Source organism: Aliiglaciecola sp. SL4 (assembly GCF_041538045.1).
Taxonomy (GTDB): domain Bacteria; phylum Pseudomonadota; class Gammaproteobacteria; order Enterobacterales; family Alteromonadaceae; genus Aliiglaciecola.
In genome coordinates, this window is record NZ_JBGOSE010000005.1 from 236,541 (window position 1) to 248,337 (window position 11,797).

General features: G+C 39.3%; 11 protein-coding genes. 4 read left to right on the top strand and 7 right to left on the bottom strand.

The window, feature by feature from the left end; genetic code table 11:
* Nucleotides 1-107 precede the first annotated feature (107 nt).
* Genes AB6T38_RS09680 through AB6T38_RS09690 form a run of 3 tightly spaced genes read left to right on the top strand, consistent with a single transcriptional unit; the run spans nt 108 to nt 2,389 of the window.
* Complete coding sequence (locus AB6T38_RS09680; protein ID WP_372547125.1) at nt 108-947, top strand: hypothetical protein; 840 nt, start codon at nt 108-110, stop codon at nt 945-947.
* 5 nt (nt 948-952) lie between these two features.
* Complete coding sequence (locus tag AB6T38_RS09685; protein ID WP_372547126.1) at nt 953-1,912, top strand: GDP-L-fucose synthase family protein; 960 nt, start codon at nt 953-955, stop codon at nt 1,910-1,912.
* A gap of 24 nt (nt 1,913-1,936) precedes the next feature.
* The gene (locus AB6T38_RS09690) at nt 1,937-2,389 is read left to right on the top strand and encodes a GDP-mannose mannosyl hydrolase (protein WP_372547127.1); all 453 of its coding nucleotides are present in this window, start codon (nt 1,937-1,939) and stop codon (nt 2,387-2,389) included.
* 265 nt (nt 2,390-2,654) lie between these two features.
* Here the strand turns inward: AB6T38_RS09690 and AB6T38_RS09695 are convergent, their stop codons facing one another.
* The 7 genes from AB6T38_RS09695 to AB6T38_RS09725 all read right to left on the bottom strand — a co-directional run bounded on the left by AB6T38_RS09695 (nt 2,655) and on the right by AB6T38_RS09725 (nt 10,849).
* Nucleotides 2,655-3,770 (bottom strand): nucleotidyltransferase family protein, encoded by a 1,116-nt coding sequence (locus AB6T38_RS09695; RefSeq protein WP_372547128.1) that lies wholly within the window; start codon nt 3,768-3,770, stop codon nt 2,655-2,657.
* The gene (locus AB6T38_RS09700) at nt 3,763-5,163 is read right to left on the bottom strand and encodes an O-antigen ligase family protein (protein ID WP_372547129.1); all 1,401 of its coding nucleotides are present in this window, start codon (nt 5,161-5,163) and stop codon (nt 3,763-3,765) included. Before AB6T38_RS09700 ends, AB6T38_RS09695 begins: the two co-directional genes overlap by 8 nt.
* Nucleotides 5,160-5,834, bottom strand: a complete 675-nt coding sequence (locus tag AB6T38_RS09705) for a hypothetical protein (RefSeq protein ID WP_372547130.1) — start codon at nt 5,832-5,834, stop codon at nt 5,160-5,162. Before AB6T38_RS09705 ends, AB6T38_RS09700 begins: the two co-directional genes overlap by 4 nt.
* A gap of 86 nt (nt 5,835-5,920) precedes the next feature.
* Nucleotides 5,921-6,694 (bottom strand): tyrosine-protein phosphatase, encoded by a 774-nt coding sequence (locus tag AB6T38_RS09710; protein WP_372547131.1) that lies wholly within the window; start codon nt 6,692-6,694, stop codon nt 5,921-5,923.
* 17 nt (nt 6,695-6,711) lie between these two features.
* On the bottom strand, nt 6,712-8,961 hold the full coding sequence (locus AB6T38_RS09715) for a GumC family protein (protein ID WP_372547132.1): 2,250 nt from the start codon (nt 8,959-8,961) through the stop codon (nt 6,712-6,714).
* Nucleotides 8,962-9,080: 119 nt separating this feature from the next.
* The gene (locus AB6T38_RS09720) at nt 9,081-9,629 is read right to left on the bottom strand and encodes a polysaccharide biosynthesis/export family protein (protein ID WP_372547133.1); all 549 of its coding nucleotides are present in this window, start codon (nt 9,627-9,629) and stop codon (nt 9,081-9,083) included.
* Between the two features lie 32 nt (nt 9,630-9,661).
* Nucleotides 9,662-10,849, bottom strand: coding sequence for an outer membrane beta-barrel protein (locus AB6T38_RS09725; protein WP_372547134.1), 1,188 nt, complete (start codon nt 10,847-10,849; stop codon nt 9,662-9,664).
* Nucleotides 10,850-11,268: 419 nt separating this feature from the next.
* Here AB6T38_RS09725 and AB6T38_RS09730 point away from each other — a divergent pair, with 419 nt between their 5' ends.
* Nucleotides 11,269-11,658: a hypothetical protein gene (locus AB6T38_RS09730; protein ID WP_372547135.1), complete on the top strand. Its 390-nt coding sequence runs from the start codon at nt 11,269-11,271 to the stop codon at nt 11,656-11,658.
* Nucleotides 11,659-11,797: the final 139 nt, after the last annotated feature.

Here is an 11,797-nt window from a genome sequence, read left to right on the forward strand (position 1 = left end):
GTTGCATATGTACTGTTTTCTATCATGTAGAGGGGAAATCAGTTAATGCCCCCTCTTTGAAATCAACTTTGGACAAATACGAGACGTACTATCGGTGCATGTACGTAATGTTTTCGTCAGCTAAAAAGTACAATGACTCAAAACTTATATTGTTTACAAACAAAAGTTTGCCGAATGAATATTCATCTCTACTAGATGAAATTGGAGTGGAAATCGTAGTTTTGGAGGAGAAACATTGTCAATTTGTACAATCATTCACGAATACTTTTCCAGGGTGCTTATTCACTTTAGATGTTATGAAATATTTAACCACTTCTAATGCAATCATTTCCAGTGAAAAATTTTTAATCGTTGATAGTGATTGTATTTTTAGAGAAACGGTTGATTGGCAGGAAAGTTGTGTGGCCTATGAGATAAATTACCCATTGAATAGATTGGTTAATGGACAATCAAAACAGTCATTAAAAGAAATATCCGATTACCTATTTGCATGTAAAGAAGAAGATTTTAAATATTATGGAGGTGAGTTTTATCTCTTATCAAAAATTAAATTAATTGAAATAAATAATATTCTAGAAAACGTAGTTGATTTCATTTTGAAGGAAAAAAAACTACTAAATATGCATTTTACTGAAGAGCATATACTTTCAATTATACTTAACAAGTGCGGTTGCCTTGATGCTGCAAAAGCAAATAGAGTTGCTCGGATTTGGTTGACTAGAGGGTACAATAATTTAAATACATATAATAAAGAAGCGAAGATATATCACCTGCCGTCTGAAAAAGAGCGTTTATTCAATAAATTATTTAACCAAATAATAGAAAACAAAGAGCATGTTGACGAACTCAATTTCAGTTCTATATCAATGAGTTATGTATCTTCTATCCCTAAACCAAATATTCTTAATAAAGTTATAAAAAGTATTAAAAATTTAAAAGGACGTTAACCAACATGAAAAAAGTTTTTGTTGCAGGCCACAGAGGCATGGTGGGTTCTGCCATCGTTCGTCAGCTGACAAAACAAGGTGATGTGGAAATTGTCACTAAAACCCGCAAAGAGCTAGATCTGACTAGCCAAGCAGAAGTCAGTGAGTTTTTTGCTAAAGAAAACATCGAACAAGTGTATTTAGCTGCAGCAAAAGTCGGTGGGATCATTGCTAACAACACTTACCCTGCTGAATTCATTTATGAAAACTTAATGATCCAATGCAACATCATCAACAGTGCGCATGTTGCTGGTGTACAAGATTTATTGTTCTTAGGCTCTTCATGTATTTATCCTAAGTTGGCTGAACAGCCAATGTCAGAAGACGCTCTGTTAACTGGTACCCTTGAGCCTACTAACGAACCTTATGCTATTGCTAAAATCGCTGGTATTAAGTTGTGTGAGTCTTATAACCGCCAGTACGGTCGTAACTTTCGTTCAGTTATGCCTACCAATTTGTACGGTGAAAACGATAACTTCCACCCTGAAAATTCTCATGTTATTCCAGCCCTTATTCGCCGTTTCCATGAAGCGAAGTTGGAAGGTAAACCTGAAGTAGTTGCATGGGGAAGCGGTAAGCCAATGCGTGAGTTTTTGCATGTGGATGATATGGCTGCAGCCTCTATTTATGTGATGCAACTTGATAACGCTACTTACGAAGCGAACACCCAGCCAATGCTTAGTCACATTAATGTGGGAACCGGTGTTGATTGCACTATTCGTGAGTTAGTTGAAACTGTTGCTAAAGTAACCGGCTTTGAAGGTGATATTAGCTTTGATGCGTCTAAACCCGATGGTGCCCCCCGTAAACTAATGAATGTATCACGCTTAAAAGACTTAGGCTGGCAGTACAGCATTTCATTAGAAGAAGGGTTAGCGAGTACTTACGAGTGGTTCTTAGCCAATCAAGATAGCTTTAGAAAGTAAGATTAGTATTAAATAAGAAAATATATGTTTTTAGACAAACCCACCTTTAGTACCGTGATTGCCAGTACACCGCTGGTATCTATTGATTTGGTGATCACCAATGAAAACAATGAAGCGCTGCTTGGCCAGCGCTTAAATCGTCCAGCTAAGGGGTATTGGTTTGTACCTGGCGGGCGAATACTAAAAGATGAATCTTTGGCCAATGCGTTTAAACGTTTGACCGAAGAAGAGTTAGGTGAAGCTTTTACCATGGATCAGGCAAGCCTGCTTGGTCCTTATGATCATTTTTACCAAGATAATGTGTTTGGGGATGAATTTACTACTCACTATGTAGCCATTGCCTACCAATTGAAGTTAACCAAACCATTAGAAAACCTTCCGCTGGATAAGCAACATGGCAGTTACCAATGGATGCCAATTTCCAAGTTGTTAGATAGTGAACAAGTGCATAAACATACTAAGTGGTATTTTATGTAGCATGGGCTTCAGCCCATGAATGTATGTATAAATCATTCTCGCGGGGCTAAAGCACCCGCCTACAGGTGGCGTGTAGCATGGGCTTCAGCCTATGAATGTAAGTATAAATCATTCTCGCGGGGCTAAAGCACCCGCCTACAGGTGGCAACATCCACGTTGTAGCATGGTCTTTAGGCCATGGAATCAAGCATAAATCATTCTCACGGCCTTGTAGCATGGTCTTCAGACCATGGAATCAGGCATAAACCATTCTCGCGGGGCATATCTAATTAGCTAGGTATTTAATTACTCCGCCTATCAAACGACGAAGGTAATAAAAGGGAAGAAGGTAGGGCGGTTTCTTTCCGTATTTTTGATAAATTTCTTGTGCTGGTGGAAATGCCATTTCCTTTATAAATAACCACTTTTCTCCTAAACTTTTCCGTTGTTGCAAGGAACGCTGAAGCTGTTGTGTGCGGCTATCTATTGTCGTTAAATATAATAACTCAGGGTTCGATGAAGCACCATCTAGGCTATTTAGAACGTTTTGAATACTTTCGTCCTCAAAATAGACATTGGCCAAGTCGAGGGCAAACTTCGATAGCGTCCCTAAGCCTTTTTCATCGATATTTTTACGAAACTCATTAATTTCCAATTGAGACATCTTTTGACAAAGCAATACTAGATCGTATAACCAAATCAACTTAACGGTATCACCCACATTTCGGTGATGAAGAAGGTGCACTATGGCATGAATTAACCCATGAGGTTTACTGACCAAAGGTATATTCTGCAAGGTACTTGTGTCAGCAGAATCCATCAATTCGTCAAAGGTGAGAATATTTTCAATCCCTAGTTCATTGCTAAGTCGAAGATGAATATCAAAATCCACGTTGAGTCCTGGGCTTAGGGTTTTGCGCATTGAAAATTGATTAAGAAGGGCAGTTGGACTCCAACCTCTTGGGTTTCGAAAGCCCATTGTTTCGAAGGCTTCAACAATCTCATTCTTATTATCGCTATTGATAATAATGTCGACGTCAGATTTAGTTCGTAATGAAGGGTTGTTGTAAACAGTGTAGCCTAATGCATAACCTTTAAGTACGACGAAGTTAATTTCTGCTTTAGTAAGTTGAATTAAGGTTTGCTGATATTGCTGTTCTATCAATTGGTTACGCATGTCTTGATGCAACTGAAAGTCAGCTAGGCTTGAAAGTAAGGGCGTTTTTAGTTGGCGTTGTTGCAGTACTTGAACGAGTAATGCTGCTACACCATGCTCAATGGCTAATTCAGTTAGTTCTTCAACATCATTTTTACTTAAGGATTGTAGCTTTGCAGGATCAGTGAGCAGTAGTTTACTAAGCAAGCTCGATTTTGGCTCAATTTGCTCAGTCGATCTAAGCATTAGAACGACTCCTAGATTTGTTGGGTTCGACTAACCTTAACCCGATGGCTAATAGGGTGAAAAATAACGCAGATAGATAAAAAGTCGCAACGTTATAATCAAAGCTTGAGTGTAACAACAACATTATCAACGATGCTTGACAGCCCATTAATAGACCTGGTTGAGTGCTAGAGTTACCCAGCAATATTCGTTTCAGCATGAGTAAGATTGCGATACTGAAAAGTAACAGGCCTATTACCCCCTGAGTGGCTAATGTTTCAAGGTAGTCGCTATGAGCTCGTTTTGACATTTCTGTATTGCCTAACGTCTCGGGTTTATATACATGTTGAATTAGTGGATAAGTACCAGGGCCACTGCCAAATAGGGGAAAATCAGCAATAACGTTTAAAGCCACTTTGTGAAGCTTTGCTCGGGGACTGTCCTGAATTCCATACTTTTCGAATCGTTCAAAGGAAGCGGAGTTTACAAAAATAAGTCCCAATAAAGTAAATATACCTAATAAAGATAAGAGTGCTTTTTGTTTTTTTACTTTCTGCTGCTGCCGACACAAATAGCGAAGAGAAACTGCACCCATAATTAGCATAAAGACTAGATTTCCGCCTCTGGAATCAGTCTTAGTTAATACAAAAAATAATAACAGCGCCAGCCAAAGAAAAATGAATATTCGGGAACAGATAATATAAATTAGCGTTAGGGATAAACGATTATTTCGCCAGCTTCTCTTACGTTTTTTTAAATTATCATAAGCTAAACCTAAGGCCAATGGGATAACCATAGACAAATAAATGGCATATTGATTTTTATAACTAAATGTTCCGCGGATTGCATTGTTCCAATTTGAATCCCAAGGTGGTATGGCCTTCGAAAGTTCGTATTGTCCGCCAGTGTAATGATTTACCAGAGAATACACTGCGGTAGCTGTGGCGACTATTATCAAACAGTAAACCAGCTTGCTTAACCGGTTCGGTCTTTTCAAAAGAACATAGGTAAGTAAAAATAATAACACTAATGAAGAAAGTTCGAACCACTCTACAGCAGATGTGGCTGGTGATAGACTAAGGTATCCATAGTCAGTATCTGCATTAAACTGGTAAAATTCTGCGCTTTGGGGGCTTAAACCAGTTAGAAATTCCATGGGAATCGGTATCAAATAGATGCTCAAGTACAGCAACCACAACAGCAAAAAAAATAATGGACTTTGCAACGTTTTCGTTTCAGAAAAGAAGGTGGGTTTCCCCAAAATCAATAAAAATAAACCAACAGTAATGAGTATGGTTGTTAAAACGTGCTCCCAAGCAAGTTCGGCGCCGTGTAACCATGGCGATAGCCCATGTATTATCAATAAGCATATGAATGCACTAGTGGTGAGCCAAGAACTTATCTTTGTCTTCATTGTTCTAATACTCGCATTATGCGTTGCTTGAATTTGGAGTTTGCAATTAACTGTTTGAATGGAATGGTATTTTTGAATTGTCGCATATTCAAAGCAACTGAACGTGACATGTGCAATTCGTTCAATGAAGCTCGCAACATATTATTAGCAAGTAATTTATTCTTCGATGTTAAACGTTCCCAATGTTCTACAATTATAGGAATTAATCTTATTTGATTTTTTCGCTCGAATGGCCCCAACCTTAATGACTTCGATAGAGCAGATTGATCCTCCCATGTATAGTCTAAGCGAGTGATTCTAGATTGTGCTAATAAGGTCCAGCCTAAATAGTGTGAAGGGGCTGAATGGGTCATTTTTAGTGCATAGTACTCAGCCAACTGTAAATTCGCAGTGGACTGCTCCACCTCTGCTAGAACTAGATAAAGGCGGCTATAGAGCTCATTGATTTTGTTTTTATCAGTTAGTTTGAATGGTAACAAACTTAATTTTTCGGCTCGGCTTAAGCGGGAAATGATACTTTCAGCTTGCTCTATGTCGATTGGTAGATTTTTGTTTTCCCATTGGCTAATTGTTTGTTCAGGTTTCACTATAAGAATGGATGAAATCAAAAACTGAAAAGCAATCATTAGAAAAGCCAACAGTAGTAAAAGACTAATTAATCTTTTAATCATAGAAAATTTACTTGCGGAGGGCTCGGGTGAATTAGGCATGATCGTATTCTTTAAAAACCACTGAATGATCTTTAATTGAGAACGAGTTAAAGATCAAACGTTGGCCATTCATCTTTACTTTCTACTTTTTTAATCATTGGCGAGTTTTCTTCAAATAGGGATTGAGGGTTATTTACCACTAAGTTATTTAGTTTGTCTTGGCCAATAATACCTGGCAATTCAGCGATACTGGCTTTTAGATCTGGCGAACGTCCCTTCAAGTTGTGGCAATCAGACGCAATGGCAAATGCTTTGTCTTGTTCCACTAATTCTAATGCCATTTGTTTAACATCGTCACCAAATTTACCCGTTAAACTGCTGGCGGTAATTTGCAGTGGGCAACCCATACCGGTAAAGGTTTGTAATTTGTGAGGATGGTTCAAAAAGGTTTTGTTTCGCTCTGGGTGCACAATAAGCGGAATGATGTCTTTTTGCAGTAGCCAGCGCACTAGGTTGTCACTTCCGTGGGGCACTTCGATACGAGGAAACTCTAACAAGAATGTTCTCTTGTCTTGGTATGTTCCTAGCCAAGGAATTTGATCTTGCTGCACCAATTGCATCAGTTCAGTGCCAATGCGTACTTCAGCTCCTAAACGTAATTTAATATCTATATTGGCATCGGCAACTTGTTGCTGAAATTGCGTAAAACGATTGGTCAAGTCAGCTTTGGTATTTTCATAACGACCAAAATCTATATGTGGGGTGAGGACTTGTGTTTTCACCCCTTGGTCCACCGCCATTTTTAACATGTCCAGCGCTTCTGCTAAGGTCCTTGCCCCATCATCAACGCCCGGTAAAATATGACTGTGAATATCTATCATCAGTGGTGTTTTTTGCTCTATGCCGCTGAGCTTTTATCGCTTTCCGGCTGAATCACGGTGCCGTAATACTCGCCAGAATAATAGTGGTCGCCGTAGTAACTCATCTTCTGAGGTTCGGCTACTGTCAGCACTGCGCCTATCACGTTTGCATGGAGTTTCTGTAAGCGTTTGACGGCTTCTTTAGATACTTTTATTTTGGTCTCTTCAGCTCTTACTGCCACTATTACGCCATCTACTTTTGTGCCCACAATACAAGCGTCACTTACCGGTAAGGTAGGCGGGCCATCTAATATAATGTGATCAAAGTGGGTTTTTAATGACTGCAATGCTTTGGCAAACTTTTCCGAAGACAAGAGTTCAATAGGGTTGTGGGGAATAGTGCCACAAGGCATCACATTAAACTGCTTATTATCAGTAGGGTTAACAATGCAATCAGCAAAGTTTACTGTACCAGCTAAAAGATCGGTTAAACCATGACGAGACTGAATTTTAAGGTTCTTTGCAATACTCGGCTTACGTAAATCCACTTCCAATAATAAGGTTTTACCAATTTGGCTATAGGCTGCCGCTAAGTTCATGGCTAAAGTGGACTTGCCTTCTGAACCAGAAGCAGAAGTAACCAGTAAAGTTTTTGGCGGATTATCGATATTCGAAAACTGTAAACCGGTACGTATGCTGTTTATGCTCTCAGCAAATACTGATCGGGTGTCTTCAGCATACTCCATTTCTGGAATACTATGGGTATCTTTTTTCTTTAAGGCCATGGTAATACCCAAGGCTGGGATCTTCAGGTTATCTTCTAACGCATCTGGTGTCCGGTAAGTATTGTGTAGTGCTTCTTTCACGAAGGCTAAAACCACCCCAAAAAACACCCCCATAAATACCGATAAGGCTATAATTAATTTCACATTAGGTTTAATGGGCGAGCTAGGCACGGTGGCTGTATCTATTACTTGTACGTTAGAGGCGGTAAAATCGCCGCGAATATTGGTCTCCATTAAACGATTAATAAATGACTCGTAGATACGACGGTTATTCTCCACTTCACGCTCTAATGAGGTAAGAGTAAAGTTTGAACCTTGTAGTGATTGAATCTCGTCCTTTTCATTGGTCAGTAACCGCTGAATATTACTTACCTGCTGGCTGGCTAAACGATAATCACTTTCGATGCGCTCAACAATTTTTGCAATTTCACGAGATAAACTATCTTGTACACTTTTTAGCTCGGTGCGAGCAGAAATCATTTTAGGGTGTTTTTCTTTATAACGTTCGAATAATTCATCCACTTTACTTTGTAATTTGGCTTGTTCTTTCACCAAACCGCTGGCAGTGCTATTTTGTAATACTGGCCCTAGGGAATAAAATGCTTTGGAATCAGGTTGCACACCTTCCACTTGCCTATACAACTCTTCCGCAGTACTTAGTTCAGTTTGCGCGCTTATCAATTGGTTATTTAATGATTGCAAGCGGGAGTTAGCATCTCGCTGTTGCAAGGAGGTATCTACTATGCCTTGCTGCATTCTAAATTCACGTAATTTGTTTTCAGAAGCGGTTAACTGTGCTTTAAGCTCAGACGATTGTTCCGATAACCATTTTTCGGTATTTTTCACGTCACCTAAGCGAGATTCTAAGCCAAACTGAATATAGGCTTCACCTAAAGCGTTGATAATATCGGTAGCCAGTTGAGGGTCATCTGACTGATAACTAATATTAATAATCTGACTTTGTTTACCACCACTGACTTTTAAGCCCCCTTGAATTTGTGACGCTAACATCACTTTAATATCATGGTCAGAACGTTTTCTCGTTGGTGTATTACTCTTGGTTTTTCCAAAAAGTGCAGCGATTTCCTGTTTTATTTCAGCAAGGGTAGCCGACAATCCACTGTCTTTTTTACCTTTATTGGCCAGCTGCTGTTTTTTGAATTTTTCTACTAGGTTGAGTTTATCTACAACGGTTTCGGCAATAGCGCGAGATTGTAAAATTTCATACTGAGTTTCATAGAATAAAAATACTAAGGCTGAGGCAATATATTGTTCATCTCTTGCTGCATTAGGTTGCTGGGGGTCTGCTAGTATTTTTGAACTAGCTTGATAGATAGGGGTTGCTGTTGCTGCAATATAACCACCAATTAACAAACAAACCAGAGTCACTGCAGCTATTAGCCATTTTGCTCGTTTAATGGTGCGCCAATATTGGCTTAAATCCAACGTTTCTTCAGCATTATCGTTGGTTATAGCGGGGTTCAAGCCTTGTTGTGATGTCATGTTTTCACTGTTCCATTTGTATTGCGCTAAGCATAGCGCTATCTATCTTTTACTGTTTTTTAAACTCATAGTGCAAATTCGTGTGTACAAGCGTTTAAACCAATACCAAATGCAAGTTCTTAGAAAAAGCTTTCTTCCACGGTTATTACATCGCCCGGTGTAACTGGGGCATTTAAATCGACTTTTTTGCGTTCACTATGTTGCGCTTCGTTCAACAAATAAATATTGCTTTTTGATGCACGTTCAGTAAACCCACCTGCTATGGTAACTGCAATTTGTACCGTCATTTTGGTTCTAAACGGGTAACTGCCTGGCTTTTTCACTTCGCCATTTATATAAAACGGGCGGTATTCAGCAATACTTACGGAAACACTAGGCTTCTTAAGGTAGTCATCACCAAATAACTTAGTTAGCAAGGCCTCTACCTCAGGTACGGTTTTACCTTGTACTTCTACTTGGCCCAAAAGGGGAACCGAAATAGTGCCTTCGTCAGTGATCTGTGCTTCTTTTAGTCCCAGCTCGGGTTCGTCGAACACAGTGACGGAAATTGCATCACCCGTGGATAAGCGATATGTGCTATCACTGCTGCTTTCAACATTTTGTGCAAATGCATTTACACTCAGGCCTGCGCATAAAATACTAATGAACAAAAGAATACGTTTTTTCACTTAATAGTTCCTTTTCAAAATCTGTAAATTGACTAATCGATTAACCAATCAATGCCTAACATCAAAATATTTGAGTCATAATCATAAAGTTCAAATTCAGAGCTACGCTTCTTATGAGAGTAATCAATGTATACTTCTAAACTGCGTTTTAATGCATAAGCGTATTTAGCTTCAATGGCGCTGATAGTATCTTTTCTAGAGAAAGTGCTTCCTAAATCATCTTCACGATATAGGTAACTAAAGCTTACTTCACTTCTTGCGCTAAACTTGTGCTCTAAACCAATGGAATAAGTTTCACTAATGAAACTGGGCAATCCTTCCACAGCACTCTCTCGAGTGGAGCGATCAGCTCCTAACGTTATAGTAGAGTATGTGTTGGGTTTCCAAATCATATCTAAATAATAAGCTAGGCCAGATATGTCATCGTAAAACTCATTGTCGTAATCTATATCTTGATAACCTACTTTGAATATTCCAGTGGTTTGCGCCGTTGCTGTCCACTCCACACCCATTAAAAATCGATTCTGGCTTGCTGAAACATCAAATAGCTCGGTATTTATATAGCTTAAATCATCTATACTTGCTTCTAACAATAGTCGGGTTTTTGGGGCTAATCGATAGAAAAACGTACCTGTTAATCGATTCACATCGTAATCACGGAAAGATTGATCATTGTTGTCGTATCTACGTTTATCTATATCGTAAGCTATTCTTATCTGGCCAATGCTCTTTCGCGTTCCGTACGTGCCTGCGGCTTTTAATGACGCAGACGATACCTCTGTAAATTCGTCTAACACGCTGGTTGCAGCATTGGTTATGCCAGGTTCTTCAATTTGACTGGAGTATCCTAGGGCTAATTCTGAGGTGAACTTTGAGGTATGTTTATACTGACCTTTCAAGGATGCTTCATGTTCTGCGAAGTTTAAATCACTCAAATCATCATATTGCCGATAATTGCCCTTATATAGTGCATCAAGTTGCACTGATTCATAAAGTTCGGTTAATTTTAGTGCAGGGGCAAGTTGCAAAAACTGATCGGATACTTCTTCAGAGCTACGAAAAATGTTGTCATCATGGCCAATATTAGCGCCAATGACCGCTGAAAAACCTTCGTGCTGTTGCGCATAGGCGGAATTGAAACACGCCGAAACAATAAGCATCAAAATAAGCTTGGGGAAGGATTTCTGTGAATCAGAAATCATATTGTTAAAGTTAATCATACAGCTCTTTCCATAAACTCCGGTCTTTCTCTCAAGTGGCAGATAGCCTGCTTTTCGAGAGAACTCCTGCATTACCACAACTAAGCGAGTTGATTAACGCATAATCGCCGTGGAAAATAGCAAATATCAACGCAAAAATATAGATTATTAAGTAATTAAATTTTTGTGACGACATCCACTTTGTTGCTCATTCGGTTCAACAGTTTTTACTGATTTTAGCTAACAGCTACGCCCGTTAATTTTTGCTTGTTCGTGTTATTACAGACTAATGTTCAAAGGTAATGCACATTTCGCACCAAATGTGCTCTTTTTTCAGTTGGCATTAACTATATGCAGAGATGCGAGTTTGTGTGATAAACTTGAACGTGTTCAATATGTTTGAAGCAGTCTATATTTGACGCGCTTTATTTAGGTTTTTCATGTTTAAACGGCTAGTTACAGCGATAATGATAACTACCTTGCTTTTAAGCCAAGGGGTTTCTGCGTTGGCGATGGCCTGTGATATGGAAAATATGCCTGAAATGGGCCAAAGCATGATGAATTCTGACCCTGTTATGGTGCAACAGCATAATTCACATGTTGAGAAGCCCCATCACGAAATGGATTCGGACACGCATTCGAGCATGCATTCAATGCAAGATTGCTGCAACAAAACCTGTGATTGCGAACACGGCACTGCTTTTTCAGCAGCGTTGTTTGTGGCCAATCCATTTCCCGATACAATGATCAATCATACCGATGTTATCGCCGAGCAATACAACGCCCTCGACGCCCACACATCCAATTTAATCAAACCCCCGATTATTTAAACCCTCCCAAAATAGATCCGCCTTTTTTCCGTATGCCCATGTAGCATGGCCTTTAGGCCATGGATGTTTGAGACAAACCGCCATGGTTTTCGCGGGGCTAAAGCACCCATTTGTAGCATGGCCTTTAGGCCATGGATGT

Coding starts and splice junctions, on each gene's coding strand:
- AB6T38_RS09705 (WP_372547130.1), bottom strand. CDS start 5,834: ATGATTAAAAGATTAATTAGTCTTTTACTACTGTTGGCTTTTCTAATG.
- AB6T38_RS09715 (WP_372547132.1), bottom strand. CDS start 8,961: ATGACATCACAACAAGGCTTGAACCCCGCTATAACCAACGATAATGCT.
- AB6T38_RS09690 (WP_372547127.1), top strand. CDS start 1,937: ATGTTTTTAGACAAACCCACCTTTAGTACCGTGATTGCCAGTACACCG.
- AB6T38_RS09695 (WP_372547128.1), bottom strand. CDS start 3,770: ATGCTTAGATCGACTGAGCAAATTGAGCCAAAATCGAGCTTGCTTAGT.
- AB6T38_RS09700 (WP_372547129.1), bottom strand. CDS start 5,163: ATGAAGACAAAGATAAGTTCTTGGCTCACCACTAGTGCATTCATATGC.
- AB6T38_RS09685 (WP_372547126.1), top strand. CDS start 953: ATGAAAAAAGTTTTTGTTGCAGGCCACAGAGGCATGGTGGGTTCTGCC.
- AB6T38_RS09680 (WP_372547125.1), top strand. CDS start 108: ATGTTTTCGTCAGCTAAAAAGTACAATGACTCAAAACTTATATTGTTT.
- AB6T38_RS09710 (WP_372547131.1), bottom strand. CDS start 6,694: ATGATAGATATTCACAGTCATATTTTACCGGGCGTTGATGATGGGGCA.
- AB6T38_RS09730 (WP_372547135.1), top strand. CDS start 11,269: ATGTTTAAACGGCTAGTTACAGCGATAATGATAACTACCTTGCTTTTA.
- AB6T38_RS09725 (WP_372547134.1), bottom strand. CDS start 10,849: ATGATTAACTTTAACAATATGATTTCTGATTCACAGAAATCCTTCCCC.